We start from the raw sequence: 17,202 nt of genomic DNA on the forward strand, positions 1-17,202 counted from the left end.
ACTCGGCCCACCTCGAACCGTAACTCACCGCACCCGCCCGCGGCCAGATTCAGGACAGGAAGGTCGCCGAGGTGACGACGACATCGGCATAGCTGAAGTACCAGCCGTTCCAAGTGTCGGCGACATCCACCTGGATCGCGTGGCCACTCGCCGGGCCGTCGGTGATCAACCACAAGCCATTGCCGAACCCGGTCGCCGCACTGACGCTGCCATCCGACCACGCGAATGTGGCCGCACTGGTCGCACCGGGTGCGTTCCACGGAATCGTCACACTGAACTGTCCGGCCCCGATACCCGGAAGCAGCGAACTGACACACTCCCGCAGGGTGGCCTCACGCCGAATGTTCTGGCCCGCGCTACCGGTGCCGGGCACCAACCGGCCGGTCATCGTGCCGCCTTGCCGACAGCCCCCACTGCCCTCGCTGGGCGGGTAGGCATGCCCCTGGGGCGCGCCCAGCACCGGCAACGCACACAGAACCGCCGCCACCAGCACACTCAGGCGAATTGACACGGCACCACCTCCCTGCGACCGGGACAGCAAACCGACGTGGCCGGACACGCTCGACGTCGGCTAACTCGTGATGCGAGGCACTGCCGACTCGATCAGCAGTTTAACGCCCGGATCGTCGGAGTCCGATCGGCTCCTGGCGGACGGCGGTGGCACGGCAGGGGCGGCAGCGGACAACCGGTCATCTCGGATATCGGTTGCCCGAACGGACCTCGCACGCTGGTCACGAAACTTCCGAGCCGAGCGTCATTGCGCGAGTCTGCAAGTCACGCAATACCGCGTGCGCGATCTCGGTGTACGGCTCCCGATTGGCGGGCTCTGTCCAGCGCGCGAAGGCGGTGGCGAGCGCGAGGACGCCCATCTCGGCGGCCAGGCGCGCGGTCGTTTCGTCGACCCCGCGCACGCGCAGGGCTTCGGCCATGGCCGAACCCAGGCGGGCCTGCTTGAGCAGTTCGCGTTCCCGCAACTCACTATTGGCCGCGATCACCGCCTGCCGCTGCCGGGCGAGATCGTGACGTTCCGCGGTGAACGCGTGGGCGACGGACTCCAATGCCGCGGCAAGACACCCGACGGTCGTCACCTCGGGCGCAGCGGTTCGGATCGCTTCGGCGAAGCGATCCGCCATCTGATCCCGTCCGCCGAAGAGCACCTCACGCTTATCGGCGAAGTGACGGAAGAACGTGCTCTTGGTCAGACCGGCACGGTCCGCGATCTCGGCAACTGTGGTGGCGTCGTAGCCACGCTCGACGAACAGGTCCAGCGCAGCGCGTTCCAGGCGTTCCCGCGCATTCGGTTCCCATCTGCCCATGGCGCCATCCTAAGTGATGGCACCAAGTCGCATCACTTGCTAGGGTGATGGGACCGAGTCTTATCACCGACTCGGCCAGCATTCATCGCACCCAGGAGTCACCCATGCGTGTTTTCGTCACCGGCGCGTCCGGCCATATCGGCTCGGCCGTCGTCTCCGAACTCATTGCCGCCGGGCACGAGGTCGTCGGCCTCGCGCGATCGGATACGGCCGCGGCGACCGTGACCGCGCTCGGCGCGACCGTGCGCCGAGGCGACCTCGACGATCTCGACGGACTCAAGGCGGCGGCCGCGGATTCCGACGGCGTCATCCACGTCGCGTTCAAACACGACCAGATGCTCTCCGGCCACGTCGCCGCCGCGGTCGCCACGGAGCTCGCCACCGTGCAAGCACTCGGCGACGCACTGGCAGGAACCGGGAAACCGCTGGTCACAGCGTCTGGCACGGGCACGCTCGGGGAGTTGGGCCGACCGTTGACGGAAGCGGACGCGGGTACGCCCAGCACAGCGGCGGACGCGGGCACGCCCTACAGCCGTATCGACTCCGAGATCGCCGTGGTCGGCTTCGCGCACCGGGACGTGCGGTCCTCGGTCGTACGGATCCCGCCGATCACGCACAGCACGCTGGATCGTGTCGGCTTCGCCAGGATGCTGATCGCCATCGCGAAGGAAAAGGGCTTCGCCGGACACCCTGATGATGGAGCGAACCGGTGGCCCGCGGTGCACACGCTCGACGCCGCCCACCTCTTCCGCCTGGCGCTGGAGAAAGCACCGGCGGGCACTCGATGGCACGCGGTCGCAGACAACGGCATACCGCTGCGCGATATCGCGCAGAGCATCGGCGACCACCTGGGCCTGGCCACCGAGAGCGTCCCGGCGGACCGGCTGCAGGCGTACTTCGGCGAATTCCTCACGATGGTGATCACTCGCGACCTCCCGACGTCGAGCCTCACCACCCGGCGCGTCCTCGGCTGGGAACCGACCCACCCCGGCCTCCTCGCCGATTTCGACGAGGGCAACTACTTCACCACGAACTCGGCGCACATCTGACGAACCAGCCGCTCGCCGAAGTACCGATGGCCGTGGCGAAGTGGCTGGCCACGGCGCCGCGATCACATCACGCGGCCAACGCTCGGCGCAGAGCTGCGGCCAGTTCGGCGTTCTGCCGCTGGGACACTTCCGCGGACAGAATCGCCTGCGACCCGTGGAAGGTGCCGGACCACTGGTGCAGCTCGACCGACACGCCCGCCTGCAGCAGGCGCAGCGCGTAGTCGATATCTTCGTCGCGGTTCGGGCAGAACTCAGCGGTGGCGATGTAGGCGGGTGGCAGGCCGGACAGATCGGTGGCCCGTGCCGGGGCGGCGTACGGCGTGGCGGGCTGGGAGCCCAGGTAGTGCCCCCACATTTGGGCGACCTTGTCGCGAGTTACGAAGGGCGTATCGGTGAAATTCCGCTGCGACCACGTCTGCTGCCGGTCGTCGAGTCCGGGCTGGTTGAGCAGTTGGAAGCAGATCGGCGGCCCCTGCTGGTCACGTGCGCGCAATGCCACCGCGGCGGCGAGCCCCGCGCCCGAGCTGTGGCCGCCGATCGCGATCCGCGCCGGGTCGATGCCGAGTTCGGCCGCGCGCTCGGCCGTCCAGTTCAGCACCGCGTAGATGTCGTCATGCGCGGCGGGGAACGGGTTTTCGGGGGCCAGCCGGTAGTCCACCGAGATCACCGTCGCGCCGGAGCCGTTCGCGAGTAGCGCGGCCCACGGATGTTCGGTGTCCAGACCACCCATGACGAATCCGCCGCCGTGCAGCCAGATAATGGCACCCTGCGCCGCGTGCGGCCGATAGATCCGGATCGGAACATCGAAATCGGCTGGCACAGTACGATTTTCGATCTCCATATGGGTGGTGTCCGGCACCGGGATCGCGGCGGCCAATTCGGCGAGATGCTTACGCGCGGTGGGCGGATCGGTCAGGTCGGCCGGAGGGAACAGTGGGAGGAATGGTTCGAGTTCGGGATCCATGACAACTATCCTCGCGATCGACTACCGCCGGATCATCCGCCAGCTGTCGGACATTCCGACCCCGCCACGCGACGATCGCCGCATATCCTCCTGGGATGGATGCCTTGGTCCGTCGGCTGTCGCAGTTGGATACCGAAGCCGAAGGCGCGCTTCGCGTTGTGATGTTCTACGACACACTGATGCGCCGACGGGTGGATCTCCCCGCGCTCACCCGAGCCTCGGCGGGCATGGCCGAATGTGTGGCCGGGGTCCGACTGCACGGCACGGGACAGGTGATCCGATTCTCGCCCGACGGCCGAGAAGCATCGGCACCGCCGCCTCCCGCGTTCAGCACGACGCCGATCACACTGGACGAGGAGGAGATCGGCACGGTGTGGTTGGAGCGCACCGGCCCATCCGGATCGCTCGATGAAGTGCTGCTGGACCGGCTCGCCATTGCCGTCGCGACGGTCGTCGAGCGCTACGGCCCGGCCCGCACCACCATGGCCGACCCGGCCCTGGTCGAACTGGTGATCAGCGCCGACAGCGATGATGCGGCCAGAGCTCGAGCGCTGCGGCTCCTGGGTTTCACCGCCGATGTTCCGGTGCGCGTCATCGCCGTACGGTCGCGGCTTCCGCTCGACCACATCGGTGGCCTGATCTGCCCGAACCGTCCGGTCAAGGCGGCACCGGTCGCCGAGGTGGGCGTCATCCTGGCCACCACCGTGGATCCGGCCCGGTTTCCGGCCGGTGTCCGCGCGGGCATCGGGGCCACCGCCAGCCCCGACCGGTCCTGGCGGCAAGGCCGCACCGCCCTGCGCTTCAGCACCGCGCTCCAACCGATCGTCCACTACGACCACTTGGGCGCGCTGGCGCTGCTCGCACAGGTCCCCCGAGACGCCGCGCGAGACAACGCCGACGTCGCCGCGATCGCCCGAATGGCCGACAACCCGGACGATCTGGATACGTTGGACGCCTACTGCGCAACCGGCTCACTACGCCGGGCCGCCGAGACGCTGCACCTGCACCACAGCAGCGTCGCCCGCCGCCTCGAACAGATCGGCAAGACCCTCGGCTTCGAACTCACCGACCCCACCGGACTGATACGGGCCAGGCTCGCCCTCACCGCATGGCGGCTGCTCGACGACTAGGGAAGTCCTCGCCCACGCCATCGGTCGGGAACTGCGCGACCGCCCCTGAGCCCGCGGGATGCCGCGACCAGCGCGTTCGGGCGCCCATCCGGGCACGATGTCACGGTCGAGTGACCGTGACGTCCAGGGTGGGTTACCCGACTCGTGCCGCCTCGCGGGCGAGGATACGGTCGCGCTGTTCTTCGAAGCGGATGACATCGCGACCGAGTTTGTCGAGGTACTCGGCGAGTTCTTCGCGGCTGCGCTCGCCGCGCGCGGTGAAATCGGTTCGCTGGAAGACATCCCAGACTCGCAGGACCGGCAACAGCACCTCGTCCAAGTGCTGGCGCAAATCGTAGATCCCGTGCTTGACCATCAACACGCCATTGCGACGCCAGTTCGGCATTCCGGTACCCGGCATGGCGAAGGTCTTCGCGATGCCGGTCACGGCCTCCATCGTCTGGTCGGGAGCGATGTCGAACGCGGCGCCGGTGATGTTGCGATAGAACATCATGTGCAGGTTCTCGTCGGCGGCGATGCGCTGCAGCATCCGGTCGGCGATCGGGTCGTCGCAGACGCGGCCCGTGGTGCGATGGCTGACCCGGGTGGCCAACTCCTGGAACGTCACATACGCGACCTGATCGAGCACACCGCCGAAGCCGGGCGGCGCGTGCACACCGCGAGTCAGATGCACCATCCGGTCGTTCTCCAAGGCGACCGGATCGACGGCGCGGGTGCATACCAGGTAGTCACGCATGGCGATGGAGTGGCGGTTTTCCTCGGCGGTCCAGCGGCCGACCCAGGTGCCCCACGCACCGGTCTGCGAGAAGTTCTCCGAGATGACGCGGTGGTAGGAGGGCAGGTTGTCCTCGGTCAGCAGATTCGTGATCATCGCGACCTTGGCGACCTCCGACAGCCGTGATTGCTCGGGATCCCAATCCTGGCCGCCCATTGCCGCGAAATTGCGACCCTCGTCCCAGGGCACATAATCGTGCGGACACCAGTCCTTGACTGTGGCCAAGTGCCGGTCGACATTGGTCGCCACCACCGGCTCCAACTCGGTGAGTAACTCGATCTGCGTCAAATCCATTGCTATGCAGCGCCTTTCGATTCGGTGGAGAAGACCACGGAACGTACCGCTGTTCATGCATCTTTGACTGTGCGAGTTCGCCGCATCCAACCCTAGACGAGCGCGATCGGGTTGGTGCACCGGTTTCGGTCGATCAACCGAGTGGCCGACCGAAGGAAGTGCGGCGGCGGAAGCATCACCGGTAGCTGGGGATCACTGGTAGCTGGGGACGATATCCGCGCTGGCGGCGCGCTCGTCGGTCGGGCGACGGCGCAGGCGGGCCTGTTCGATGGCGGGTGGGTCGTAGGCCATGTCGAGCATTCCGATATCGGTGCCGGGCGGCACGATGGCGTCGATCCGGTCGAGCACGTCGTCGCTCAGGATCGTCTCGGCACCGGCGAGCAGGTCGTCGAGCTGGTCCATGGTGCGCGGGCCGATGATCGCCGAGGTCACGCCCGGGTGGGTGATCACGAATGCCGTCGCCAGGTGCGTCAACGACATCCCGGCGGCCTCGGCGACGGGGATGAGTTGCTCGATAGCGTCGAGCCGACGCTCGTCGCGCAGATGTCGGAAGCCGAAGCCGGCCCGATGACTGTTGGGCTGCTGGCCCCTGCGGTAGCGGCCGGTGAGCAGGCCCCCGGCCAGCGGACTCCAGACCAGCGTGCCCATTCCGTAGCGCTGGCAGACCGGAAGCACCTCGCGCTCGATGCCGCGATTGAGGATCGAATACGGCGGCTGTTCGCTGCGGAAGCGCTGCAGACCATGGCGCTCGGCGACCCACTGCGCCTCGACGATGTCCGATGCGGGAAACGTGGACGTGCCGATGGCCCTGACCTTGCCGCTGCGCACCAGATCGGACAGTGCCGAGAGCGTTTCCTCCACATCGACCGACGGATCCGGACGGTGGACCTGGAACAGGTCGACATGATCGGTCTGCAGTCGGCGCAGCGAATCGTCGAGCGCGCGCACCAGCCAGCGCCGCGAATTCCCCTGCTGATTGGGATCTTCCCCCATGGGGAGATGCGCCTTGGTGGCGAGCACGACATTGTCCCTGCGGTCCTTGATGGCCTTGCCGACGATCGTCTCGGACTCACCGCGTGAGTAGAAATCGGCGGTGTCGATGAAGTTGATGCCCGCGTCCAGGGCCTTGTGGATGATCCGGATCGAATCGTCGTGGTCGGGGTTGCCGACTGCGCCGAACATCATGGCGCCCAGGCAGTACGGGCTGACCTTGATGCCGGTTCGGCCCAGCGTGCGGTAGTTCATGGCTCTCCTCATGGCGGGGTCGATGGTCGGCACCGCGTGCGTGGCCTACCATCAATCAAGCGGAACGATGTTCCAGAACTATACGGAACATTGTTCCGGTATGGCAAGAGGAGGAGCGGAGTGGGCGAGATCGAGCATGGCGACACCCCAGGCGCATCCGGTACCGCGCGGGGTGCGTCGGGACGTCGGGTACGCGCCGATGCGCAGCGCAATATCACCGCGGTGCTGGACGCGGCCAAGGCTGTTTTCGCCGTCTCGGGCGTGGACGCCCCGGTGCGCGAGATCGCCGTCAGGGCGGGCGTTGGCCTCGGCACCATCTACCGCCACTTCCCGCAGCGCTCCGACCTCGTCGTGGCCGTTTTTCAACAGGAGGTCGACGCCTGCGCCGATGCGGCCTCCACCCTGGCGGCCGAGCACGAGCCCGATGCGGCACTGGTGCGCTGGCTGCATCGGTACACCAGCTTCATCGCGACCAAACGCGGACTCGCCGCGGCGCTGCACTCGGGAGATCCCGCCTTCGAGCCCCTACCCGCCTACTTCCAGCAGCACCTCGTGCCCGCTCTCGGATCGCTGCTCGAGTCGGCGGCGGCCGCAGGTTCGATCCGCGCCGATATCGAGCCCTACGATCTGCTGCAAGCGGTGGCCAACCTGTGCCTACCCGCCGATAACGCCCACGCCCAGCGCATGGTCGACCTGCTCATCGACGGGTTGCGGTACGGCGCCCCTGGCGGTCGAGCGACCTGAGGCACCTGCCGCGATGACGGTGCCAGTGGCCGACCGCTGTTCGTGCTGACGAAGTTGACCGACGATGAGGTGAGGACCGGCGAACACCGCGGGCCACACCGGACGCCGGCCATGCGTCACGAAGCGCGCCCGCCGACCACGCCGAGCCGAACTCGCGCCCCCGTTCGTGTCGGGCCACTCCTCCTCGAACGATGCAGGAGCAGTGAGCTCGGGAACCACCGCCTGGGCACTCAGCACGCCCGCGATGACAGTGGCTGGCTGCACCCAGAGGGTTGCGGCACAGGGCTTTTGGTCGCACGGAAGGTCCGTGCGGACCGCAGAGCCGTCCTATTCGACGTGCAGTGCCCGGTCGAGGAATGCCCCCAGGTGTGGGTTGACGGCTTCGGCGTCGGTGAGGCTCAGGAAGTGCGCGCCGCCGTCGATGATCACTGGTGGTTCGGCGTTGGGCAGGGCCGCTGCCAGCTCGCGAGCGCGGTCGACGGAGTAGGCGGCGTCGGCCGAACCGTGCAGGACCAGTGCCGGGCAGGCGATCTCCGGCGCGCGGTCGAGCACGCTGTCCCGCTCGACCAGTGGGGTGAGCACGCGGTCGATGTGGTCCCCGGACAGCCGCCGCCACTTGGCCTGCCACTCTGTCGCGTCGTGCTGGCCCAGGCAGATCGCGGCATTGAGGTCGAGCAACTCCTGGGTCGGACCGTTTTCGTGCCAAGCGGCGGCCGCTTGGCGGTACCCGGCGGCTACCTGCGGATCCTCCGCACTGCCCGAGGTGCCGAGCAGCGCGAGTGCGGCCACCCGCTCCGGCGCCAGCAGTGCCATGCGCAGGGCGATGAACCCGCCCTGGCTCGTGCCGATCACCGCGCACCGGGCCACCCCGAGCTCGTCGAGCAGGCCGAGCGCGTCGCGAGCCACATCCCAATAGGTGAACGGAGTCTCGGCCGGCGTACCACCGTGACCGCGCTCATCCATCGCGATGAGCCGGAACGCCCCGCCGAACGCCTGCACCTGTGGGGCGAACATATCGGCGTCCATGAGGTAGCTGTGCAGCAGCAACACCGCGGGCCCGGTGCCGCCGTGATCGATAAAGCTCACCAGTTGGTCATCGTTGACCTTCGCCGTTTTCCGCACGGGCCCAAGTCTATTCACAGTTCATCGGTCACGGGGAAAACGCTACGGCCGAACGCTATCGGGCCGTCCTGCCGCGAGCGGATATTTCCTCCACCCACGGGAGGATGTGCTGCGTCGCAGGCGCTTTGGATGACCGAGCCCTGTCATCACCGGCGGGGCCGACGAGGTTCGACAGCGGTATCGGCGACCGGCTGATGACCGGACGCCGATACCTGTCACATCAGGCCGGTGCGGTGCCGCCGAGATGCCGGGCGAAGAATCGGGCCGCGCTGTCGACCTCGAATCCGGGCACCTCGCCATGTCCACCCGCATTGGCGTGCAATGTCTTTTCCTTCGAGGCGAAGGCGTCGAACAATGCGAGACCGGATCGACGATCGATGTGCTCGTCGTCCCACTGGACCAGGAATTCGATCGGGACGGTGATCCGCGCTGCCGCCTCGGTCAGGGATTCCTGCCCGAGGCAGCCGAAGACGGCCGCGGTGATCCTCGGTTCGACCGCCGTCAACGGCACCCCGATCCCGGTGCCCTGCATGATGCCCCAGAAGCCGACCGGCCCTTCGGCGCCGATCTGCGGCAATTGCTGCAGGGCATCCAAGGTCGCCTGCCATTCCGGGACGGCACGTTCCGCCAGGTCGATGTGGATCCGCACGACATGTGGGCCGAGCGGCTCACCCGCCGCCTGTGCCTGCCGTAGCGCGGCGATGTGCTGCTCATCGGCCGCCGTTCGAGGCCGGCCACCGTGTCCGGGCGCATCGATCGCGGCGACATGGAAGCCGCAGCCGGTCACGAAACGGTGTGCGCGACCGACGATTCCAGGAGCTCGCTTGTGCTGGCCGCCACCGTGTGCCATCAGCACCAAGGGGGCCAGCTCGGAGCCGGATTCGGGCGAGAAGAGCACGCCGGGGACCTCCCCCACCGTGAAGTCGCGTTCGACGACACCATTCGATGATGTCTCCGCGGTGAAATGCACAGAATGCACAGATGTTGCCTTTCGGGATTGCCTTGTTTCAGGCGCTCCCGGCGACACCTACGTCAATCGCCCGACCGTGACGAACAAGGGAGCACCCATACGGATACAGCGTTCATGGGTCTCACCTCCTCGCGCGATACACGGTCTCGGGCACATTAACAGCCCGAACCGCATCCCGCCCAATCATTTTCTTCCGGTACATGTCCATACGTCCGGCAGATCGAGGTGCGACGTGCGCCAACGCAGCGGGCGGCGGTATCGGCAAACGGCGGAATATGGACGCCGATACCTGTCACATCAAGCCGGTGCCGTGCCACCCCGGCCGAGATGCGGGCAGTGCCTGCAGGGCGTCCAGGGTCGCCTGCCGAACCATTCTTCCTGGCGATCAATTCGGCATACAGGCAGCTGCCGCATCCCATCCGTAACTGCGGCCGAATGGTAACGAATGTGCCGCTGATCCAGGTCGTCTGATCCCGATTTCCCAGCCTCGAGAGCAAATGCGGGCACAATCTATGATGGCTATCCCCGATTCCGAGCGCACGGGGGTACAGGCACACACGAAGCAACCCGGCCTGGATGGCGGCGGAATTCGGTCCGTTCGGCAACTTGTCAGAAAACGAGCAGGAGGTGCGAGTGGACGTGACAGCGCGAACAAGGGACGAGCGGGGAGTTCATGGTTTGCTGAGCAGAATCGGCATTGTCATGGCGACAGCTGTGCTGGTGTCATGGATCGGTGCGGCAGCGGCTGTCGCCGATCCGCCGGACACACAAATAGTGCGCACGCCAGCAGGCGGTTTCGAGGAACTTTTCGCGCCGTCCAGCATGGGGCCGATCAAACTCCAGGTGCAGTGGGCGGCGCGCGGCGGGAGCGCGGCACTCTATGTGCTCGACGGTCTCCGTGCGCCGAACGACCATAGTCAGTGGACGACGGACACCGATGCGCTGCGCCAGTTCGCGGGCGACAACGTCACGTTGGTGTTTCCGGTCGGCGGTCGGTCGAGTTTCTACACCGACTGGTATCGACCGAGTAGTACCAACAATCAGGCGACCACGTACAAGTGGGAAACCTTCCTCACCCGGGAACTGCCTGCCTTCTTAGAGGGGTTCGGCGTGTCACGTACCAACAACGCCATTGTCGGCGCCTCCATGGGCGGCAGTGCGGCACTGACGTTGGCTGGCCACCATCGCGACCAGTTCAAATTCGCCGGATCCTTTTCGGGATTCGTGCACCCGACATTTCCGCTCTGGAACGAAGCGATGCGCGCCGCCATGGTGGACGAGGGCAACTTCAATCTCGACGATATGTGGGGCCCGGTCGGGGATCCCGCATGGAACCGAAATGACGCCACCGAACAGGCCGAATTGCTGCGCGGACTGCCGATCTACCTCTGGACGGGCAACGGGACGCCGGGTCCACTCGACCTTCCGTACGGCGTGGGGAATACGGTGAACGCGATGGGCCTGGAGGCGATTACGGAGATATCCGCCGAGATGTTCCGCGATCGTGCGGCGGCGTTGGGAATTGCCGCCCGAATCGACATCGTCAACGGAACACACACCTGGCCCTACTGGCAGCAGGCACTCGCGACGGCGCGACCGATGATTCTCGGTGCGCTCGGCGTGTAACGGTCATTCACGAGTGCGAGCCGCGGAACCCGCGGTCGGGTAGCGACACGCTCAGGTTCCTCGACGGGCGGATATAGAAGCGGGCCGGGCGGCCAATGGTCGCCCGGCCCGCGGATCATTGTGTTCGATTACCTCCGCTGATCCACCGATCACGGGAACGGTGAGAAGAAGCCGATCGCGGCACCGACGGCTGCGCCGATTGCGCATCCGGGGATGGCTCCGACCAGGAAGAACCAGATCCCGATCGCAACGCCCACCAGGCAGCCGATGGTCGCACCGACGGCAATGGAAATCGGGCCCCATGCCTGATGCACACCGGGCATATTCTGCGACGTGATGACCTCATCGGACGGCCCGCCGACCGGTGTCAGGGTCAGTTGCGTGCTGGTGCTGTCCAGCCCCGGTGTCACCGCGAGCGCCTGCCCCGCGTCGGTGCGCAGTGTCGTCGGGATAGTGCCGACTATCGCGCCGTCGTCCGCAAGCACAGTGACCGCATCCGGCGCGAGTACGAATCTGCCGGAGGCGAGGGTCACCAGAGCGCTGGTGTGATCGGCCGCGAGACTCGTCGTGTAGGCGATCGGGCCATCCGAAGCGGTGAAGCTGACATCCGCCAGCGCGGCTTCGCCCTGTGCGGTGGCCGTGGCTATGCTGGTTGCCGCGACGGCCATAAACGCGGTCGCGAGCAATTTCTTGATGAACATCTGCCTTCCAATCCTTGGCGATTCCTTTGATCCCCCGACAAATGGCACCCAGACAACTACAATCATGCGCCGGCTAATTAACTAATGTCGATAGGTAACCGAATTTCCAAATTTTGGTCTGTTTTCGCCCCCTAGGGATTTGCCCGAATTTCCCGTATTCCGCGCGTGTCGCGGAAAACGATGCGGAATCGACGCGCGAGCTACCCGGGCGCAGATTTTCACCGTTGCAATAACGGCAACGAACAGGCCGAGGCGGAATGATGCCGCGAGCCAGCGGGGTGAACGAAAACTTCACCCAACTCGGCGAATACGTTCCCCTGCCGACCGCGCGGGTCGACTGATGGGCTAGCTGTCGACGTGGACGTGCGGGCGCTCGGCCGGATTCGGCACGGCTCGGCGAATAATCTCCCGGGTCACCGGTGCGACCTCCCCCTCGCCGACGAAGAGGAATTTGAGCAGGTTGACCAGCGGATTGCCCTCTGTCCATTCGAAATACACGTGTGGTTCCAGGCCGGTGCGGTCGCGGATGGCGAGCAGGATCGCGGCGATGGAGTTCGGGATGGCGGTGGCTTCGACGCTGAGGATTCGATAGCCCGCCACTTCGAGTCCCGTCACTCGCAGGTCGGTGCTGAAGTCGGAGGCGTCGCGGACGATGACCTCCAGGAAAAGGATGGGGGCGTCCGCGGGAATGTGGCTCTCCAGACGCTGGTCGGCCTCCTTTTCCCGGTACTCCTCGGGCCGACGCTGGTCGATATCGTGGGTGACGATGCGGATCATGCCCTCGGCCGCGGCCCGGTCGATCATCGCGGCGGCGGTTTCGTCGAAAGTCACCTCGATGGCGCGCAATTCGAAGGAGCGCCGGGCGCGCGAGATGAAGGACACCGCGATGATCGTGACGATGAACAGCGATGCCAGCTGCACCCCCTCGGGGCGTTCGAAGATATTCGTGATGGTCGTATAGACGAAGACCGCCGATATCACGCCGAAGCCGAACACCTTGTTGCGCTGGCCTTTTCGCGCCGCGGACAGGGTCACCGCGACTGCGGCGGAGGTGATGAGCACGAGCACACCGGTCGCGTACGCACCACCCTGCGCGTCGACATCGGCGTCGAAGTACCACGTGATACCGAAGGCGATGACCGCGAATACCAGCACCAGGGGCCGCACCGCGCGCGCCCATTCCGGCGCCATGCCGTACCGGGGTAGGTAGCGCGGCACCAGATTCAGCAGTCCGGCCATGGCCGAAGCACCCGCGAACCACAGGATCGCGATGGTGCTGACGTCATAGGCGGTGCCGAAGACATCGCCGAGATATTTGTGCGCCAAGAAGGCCAGGGCCCGGCCGTTCGCGGATCCGCCGGTTTCGAACTCCTGCTCCGGAATCAGCACGACCGTAATGAAACTGGTCACGATGAGGAAGGTGCTCATGATCAGGGCGGAGGTCGTCAGCAGCTTGCGCGCACCGGCGATGCGTGCGACCGGATCGTCCTCGGAATCGCCTGGCGCGCCCTTGATCTGCGGCATTACCGCGACACCGGTCTCGAATCCGGACAACCCGAGCGCCAGCTTCGGGAACACCAGAAGCGAGACGCCGATCATGGCCGCGATATTGCCGTGTTCGACGGTCAGCGCATGCGTCCAGTCCACGACCAGGTCACTCGCCGTGAGTACCTGATACAAACCGACCACGGCGACAACGACATTCAGCGATAGGTACGCCGCGACCAGCGCTACCGCGATCTTGATGGCCTCCGCGAAGCCCTTCAGAAAGATCGCGGCGAGCAATGCCAGCAGGACCAGTGTGATCAGCAGATTGTGATCGTGCAGAGCCGAAGGGACATAAGGGTTTTCGACGATATGCGCGGCACCGTCGGCGGCGGACAGCGTCATCGTGATGACGAAGTCGGTGGCCGCGAATCCGAGCAGCACCAGGATGAAGATCTTGCCGGTCCAGCGCGGCAGGTGCTGGGTGAACATGGCCAGCGAGCCGCCGCCGTGCGGACTCTCCCGCGCCACCCGCCGATACACCGGCAGCGCACCGAACAGCGTCAGTGCGACCAGCACCAGCGTGGCCAGCGGTGACAGCACACCGGCCGCGACGGCCGCGATACCGGGCTGATATCCCAGGGTCGAGAAGTAGTCGACACCGGTCAGGCACATCACCTGCCACCAGGACCGCTCGTGTTCGGCATTGCCCGGTTTGCGCATCGGACCCGCATGCTGGGAATACCGCTCGTCGGTCGCGCCCTGCAATAGCCAGGATGAGAAGGGCGAGCGCGTTCGCTCCTGGGTTGTGGTCATGACATTCCCCTGCGAGATTCGTCCGGTTTACGCCGGATGATCTCCGACCCCGCGCAAATCTACGGGAACTCTCCGTCGGACAACGAGGCCCCGTGCGGCTGGGACACATCACCATTCGGCGAATGACCCGTCCTTTCGATACCAGATCGGGTTACGCCATCGATGGCCCTGCTCGGCGGCGCGCGCCACCGCTTGCTCATCGATCTCGATGCCGAGGCCGGGGGCGCGCAGCAGTTCGACATAGCCGTCGCGGTATGCGAAGACGGCCGGGTCGAGCAGGTAGTCGAGGAGGTCGGAGCCGGTGTTGTAGTGGATGCCGAGGCTTTGTTCCTGGATGAGCAGATTCGGGGTGGTGAAGCCGACCTGCAGGCTGGCGGCGAGGGCGATCGGGCCGAGCGGACAATGCGGGGCCAACGCGACATCCCGGCTTTCGGCCAGCGCGGCGATGCGCCGGACCTCGGAAATGCCGCCGGCGTGCGATAGATCGGGTTGCACTACGGCAATGCCTTGATCGAGCACAGCATTGAAATCCCAGCGTGAATACAGTCTTTCGCCGGTCGCGATGGGAATGCTCGTCGCGCGGGTGATCTCGCCGATCTGCGCACTGCATTCCGGGACCAGTGGTTCCTCCACGAAGAAGGGGAGATATGGCTCGAGCAGGGGCAGCACCCGCCGCGCCATCGGAATCGACAGGCGGCCATGGAAATCGACGGCGATATCGAACTCGTCACCGGTCGCCGCGCGCACGGCGGCCACCCGGTCGACGATCTCCCGGGTCGCGCGTGGTGTATCGATCGGCTCCAGTTCGGCGGAGCCGTTCATCTTGATCGCGGTGAAGCCCTGCGCTTTTCGCTCCAGCGCGGCCGCGGCGACGTCGTCGGGACGATCGCCGCCGATCCAGCTGTACACCCGGATCCGATCGCGGACCGCGCCGCCGAGCAACTGCCACACCGGCACGCCGAGCGCCTTACCGGTGATATCCCACAGCGCCTGGTCGATGCCGGCCACCGCACTCGACAGAATCGGCCCGCCCCGGTAGAAGCCGCCCTTGGTGAGGACCTGCCAGTGCGCCTCGATGCTCATCGGATCCTTGCCGATGAGATAGTCGGCCAATTCGTCGACGGCGGCGGCGGCGGTGTGCGCGCGGCCCTCGATTACCGGCTCGCCCCAGCCAGTGATGCCCTCGTCGGTCTCGATCTTCAGAAAGCACCAGCGCGGCGCGACCAGATAGGTGGTGAGTGCGGTGATTTTCACCGGGACTCCTTTCGCACGCTCCAGCCGCCGTCGACGACCAGGTTGGCGCCGGTGATGAAGGAGGCGTCGTCGGAGGCGAGGAAGGCGACGGCGGCGGCCACCTCCTCGGGCGCGCCCATCCGGTCCAGGGCGGTGGCCGCGGCGGACAGCCGCCTACCCGCCTCGTCGACGTCGTCCCATACCGGGGTGAGAATCGGGCCGGGCAGCACGGCATTGACGCGGACGCGGGCGCGTCCGTACTCCACGGCCAATTGTCGGACCAGTGCGGTCAGCCCGCCCTTGGCGGCGGCGTAGACCGGATAGCCGGGCAGGCCGAATTGTGCGTGCACACTGGAGATCGCGACCACATTGCCGCCGCGGTCGCGCAGATCGTCGATGAAGGTGCGCAGGCCGAGGAACAGCGGGGTCAGATTGACCGCGAGACCGTCGTCCCAAGCCCGGCGGGTCAGCTCGTGTGCCGGGATGGTGGCCTGTTGGGATGCGTTGCTGCACAAGAAGTCCAGCGGTCCGAACAGCTCGTTGACCTGATGTCGGAGTTCGATCCAGGACTCTTCCGAGGACACATCGCAGCTGACGAATTCGGCCCGATGGCCCGCCGCGCGGATCTTCGAGGCGACCTCGCGCCCCGCCGGTTCGGCGATATCGGCGATGACGACCATGGCGCCATCGGCGGCGAGCCGGTGGGCGGTGGCCGCACCGATGCCGGATGCGGCCCCGGTGACGACCGCGACCCGGTCTGCCAGACGACTCATGCTCTTCCCCTCATCGGTTGATGTCGGCGCCGGTGATCAGGCCGAGTTCGTGCCGCGACGGCAGTCCCGCCCAGTCACCGGGTACGGATACGGCGAATGCGCCACAGGTGGCGGCCAAGCGCAGGCGGTGTCGCGCGGACCCGTTGTCGAGCACTCCGGCGAGGTAGCCCGCGACGAATGCGTCGCCCGCGCCTACCGGGTCGATACTGCGGACCGCGACCGCGGGCTGCCGGATCAGCTCGCCGTTGTGCAGTGCGAGTGCGCCTTCGGCTCCGAGTTTGATCACGATCTGCGAAGGGCCGAGTGCGGCAAGGGATTCCGCCATGGCGGCCGGGCTCGCGGCCGGAACGAGCAGGGCCGCTTCATCGGTGCCGCCGAAGACGATATCGGCTCGGGAGACCAGCTTCGAAAGCTCCACCGCGGCATCGGCTTCCGACCACAGTGCGCGGCGATAGTTGATATCCAGTGAGACGGTCACTCCGGCATCGACGGCGGCGTCGAGTGCGGTGTGGACGGCGTCGCGGGCGGATGGGCTCAGAGCTGGGGTGATTCCGGTGAGATGCAGTACGCGCGCGGCGGCGATCTGGGTGGTGTCGATATCGACAGCCGACAGTCGTGAACCCGCGAAACCCTTGCGGTAGTAGGTGACTCGGATGTGGTCGGCGGTGCGGCGCTCGCGCAGCATCAGACCACTGGGCAGTTCCGGATCGATCCGGCACCGCGAGGTATCGACGCGTTCGGCGCGGAGCCGGTCGAGCACCATGGTGCCGATGGCATCGGCACCGACGCTACCCACCCATGCGCTGTCGTGGCCGAGCCTGCGAACGCCGATGGCCACCGTCGCTTCCGCACCCGCGAAATCCATGCGCAGTGCGGCACCGGGAGCCAGCGGACCGGGCTCAGTGGCGGCGACGACACCGAGTGCTTCGCCGAGTGTCACCAATCCGCCCGTCACAGCT

The 17,202-nt window shown here is 66.4% G+C and carries 16 protein-coding genes; 4 read left to right on the top strand and 12 right to left on the bottom strand.

The genetic code is table 11. The features are described from left to right. Positions 1 to 49: 49 nt before the first annotated feature. Entirely contained in the window at positions 50 to 511 is a 462-nt protein-coding gene (locus ACQP2D_RS33030; RefSeq protein ID WP_433679823.1) for a hypothetical protein, read from the bottom strand. A 220-nt stretch (positions 512 to 731) separates the two neighbouring features. Further along, on the bottom strand, positions 732 to 1,316 hold the full coding sequence (locus ACQP2D_RS33035; protein WP_433679824.1) for a TetR/AcrR family transcriptional regulator: 585 nt from the start codon (positions 1,314 to 1,316) through the stop codon (positions 732 to 734). A gap of 104 nt (positions 1,317 to 1,420) precedes the next feature. Here ACQP2D_RS33035 and ACQP2D_RS33040 point away from each other — a divergent pair, with 104 nt between their 5' ends. Next, positions 1,421 to 2,365, top strand: a complete 945-nt coding sequence (locus ACQP2D_RS33040; protein WP_433679825.1) for an SDR family oxidoreductase — start codon at positions 1,421 to 1,423, stop codon at positions 2,363 to 2,365. Positions 2,366 to 2,432: 67 nt separating this feature from the next. Here the strand turns inward: ACQP2D_RS33040 and ACQP2D_RS33045 are convergent, their stop codons facing one another. Beyond that, the gene (locus tag ACQP2D_RS33045) at positions 2,433 to 3,329 is read right to left on the bottom strand and encodes an alpha/beta hydrolase (RefSeq protein WP_433679826.1); all 897 of its coding nucleotides are present in this window, start codon (positions 3,327 to 3,329) and stop codon (positions 2,433 to 2,435) included. Positions 3,330 to 3,424: 95 nt separating this feature from the next. Here ACQP2D_RS33045 and ACQP2D_RS33050 point away from each other — a divergent pair, with 95 nt between their 5' ends. Continuing rightward, entirely contained in the window at positions 3,425 to 4,459 is a 1,035-nt protein-coding gene (locus tag ACQP2D_RS33050; RefSeq protein ID WP_433679827.1) for a PucR family transcriptional regulator, read from the top strand. A gap of 133 nt (positions 4,460 to 4,592) precedes the next feature. Here ACQP2D_RS33050 and ACQP2D_RS33055 read toward each other — a convergent pair whose 3' ends face one another. Next, positions 4,593 to 5,534: an acyl-ACP desaturase gene (locus tag ACQP2D_RS33055; protein ID WP_433685841.1), complete on the bottom strand. Its 942-nt coding sequence runs from the start codon at positions 5,532 to 5,534 to the stop codon at positions 4,593 to 4,595. A gap of 186 nt (positions 5,535 to 5,720) precedes the next feature. Then, complete coding sequence (locus ACQP2D_RS33060; RefSeq protein WP_433679828.1) at positions 5,721 to 6,773, bottom strand: aldo/keto reductase; 1,053 nt, start codon at positions 6,771 to 6,773, stop codon at positions 5,721 to 5,723. A 120-nt stretch (positions 6,774 to 6,893) separates the two neighbouring features. On the opposite strand from ACQP2D_RS33060, the gene ACQP2D_RS33065 reads away from it, so the two are divergent. Then, positions 6,894 to 7,517 carry a TetR/AcrR family transcriptional regulator gene (locus tag ACQP2D_RS33065; RefSeq protein WP_433679829.1) on the top strand — a complete coding sequence of 208 codons (624 nt, stop codon included), beginning with the start codon at positions 6,894 to 6,896 and terminating at the stop codon, positions 7,515 to 7,517. A 327-nt stretch (positions 7,518 to 7,844) separates the two neighbouring features. On the opposite strand, the gene ACQP2D_RS33070 is transcribed toward ACQP2D_RS33065, so the two are convergent. Next, on the bottom strand, positions 7,845 to 8,639 hold the full coding sequence (locus ACQP2D_RS33070; protein ID WP_433679830.1) for an alpha/beta fold hydrolase: 795 nt from the start codon (positions 8,637 to 8,639) through the stop codon (positions 7,845 to 7,847). 220 nt (positions 8,640 to 8,859) lie between these two features. Further along, positions 8,860 to 9,609, bottom strand: coding sequence for an alpha/beta hydrolase family protein (locus tag ACQP2D_RS33075; protein WP_433685842.1), 750 nt, complete (start codon positions 9,607 to 9,609; stop codon positions 8,860 to 8,862). Positions 9,610 to 10,311: 702 nt separating this feature from the next. On the opposite strand from ACQP2D_RS33075, the gene ACQP2D_RS33080 reads away from it, so the two are divergent. Continuing rightward, complete coding sequence (locus ACQP2D_RS33080) at positions 10,312 to 11,235, top strand: alpha/beta hydrolase (protein ID WP_433679831.1); 924 nt, start codon at positions 10,312 to 10,314, stop codon at positions 11,233 to 11,235. A gap of 149 nt (positions 11,236 to 11,384) precedes the next feature. On the opposite strand, the gene ACQP2D_RS33085 is transcribed toward ACQP2D_RS33080, so the two are convergent. From ACQP2D_RS33085 to ACQP2D_RS33105, 5 genes are all read right to left on the bottom strand, one after another. Further along, entirely contained in the window at positions 11,385 to 11,936 is a 552-nt protein-coding gene (locus ACQP2D_RS33085; RefSeq protein WP_433679832.1) for a hypothetical protein, read from the bottom strand. Between the two features lie 345 nt (positions 11,937 to 12,281). After that, positions 12,282 to 14,237 (bottom strand): amino acid transporter, encoded by a 1,956-nt coding sequence (locus ACQP2D_RS33090; protein ID WP_433679833.1) that lies wholly within the window; start codon positions 14,235 to 14,237, stop codon positions 12,282 to 12,284. A gap of 108 nt (positions 14,238 to 14,345) precedes the next feature. After that, a complete protein-coding gene (gene dgoD / locus ACQP2D_RS33095; RefSeq protein WP_433679834.1) occupies positions 14,346 to 15,491 on the bottom strand; it encodes a galactonate dehydratase in 1,146 nt (381 codons plus the stop codon). Further along, positions 15,488 to 16,243 (bottom strand): SDR family NAD(P)-dependent oxidoreductase, encoded by a 756-nt coding sequence (locus ACQP2D_RS33100; protein WP_433679835.1) that lies wholly within the window; start codon positions 16,241 to 16,243, stop codon positions 15,488 to 15,490. The genes dgoD and ACQP2D_RS33100 overlap by 4 nt, the downstream gene beginning before the upstream one ends. A 10-nt stretch (positions 16,244 to 16,253) precedes the next feature. Beyond that, a complete protein-coding gene (locus tag ACQP2D_RS33105) occupies positions 16,254 to 17,198 on the bottom strand; it encodes a sugar kinase (RefSeq protein WP_433679836.1) in 945 nt (314 codons plus the stop codon). Between the last annotated feature and the right edge of the window lie 4 nt (positions 17,199 to 17,202).

Origin of the sequence: Nocardia sp. CA-119907, assembly GCF_050955995.1 — a bacterium.
GTDB lineage: Bacteria > Actinomycetota > Actinomycetes > Mycobacteriales > Mycobacteriaceae > Nocardia.

Coding starts and splice junctions, on each gene's coding strand:
- ACQP2D_RS33080 (WP_433679831.1), top strand. CDS start 10,312: ATGGCGACAGCTGTGCTGGTGTCATGGATCGGTGCGGCAGCGGCTGTC.
- ACQP2D_RS33045 (WP_433679826.1), bottom strand. CDS start 3,329: ATGGATCCCGAACTCGAACCATTCCTCCCACTGTTCCCTCCGGCCGAC.
- ACQP2D_RS33035 (WP_433679824.1), bottom strand. CDS start 1,316: ATGGGCAGATGGGAACCGAATGCGCGGGAACGCCTGGAACGCGCTGCG.
- ACQP2D_RS33090 (WP_433679833.1), bottom strand. CDS start 14,237: ATGACCACAACCCAGGAGCGAACGCGCTCGCCCTTCTCATCCTGGCTA.
- ACQP2D_RS33050 (WP_433679827.1), top strand. CDS start 3,425: ATGGATGCCTTGGTCCGTCGGCTGTCGCAGTTGGATACCGAAGCCGAA.
- ACQP2D_RS33100 (WP_433679835.1), bottom strand. CDS start 16,243: ATGAGTCGTCTGGCAGACCGGGTCGCGGTCGTCACCGGGGCCGCATCC.
- ACQP2D_RS33040 (WP_433679825.1), top strand. CDS start 1,421: ATGCGTGTTTTCGTCACCGGCGCGTCCGGCCATATCGGCTCGGCCGTC.
- ACQP2D_RS33085 (WP_433679832.1), bottom strand. CDS start 11,936: ATGTTCATCAAGAAATTGCTCGCGACCGCGTTTATGGCCGTCGCGGCA.
- ACQP2D_RS33060 (WP_433679828.1), bottom strand. CDS start 6,773: ATGAACTACCGCACGCTGGGCCGAACCGGCATCAAGGTCAGCCCGTAC.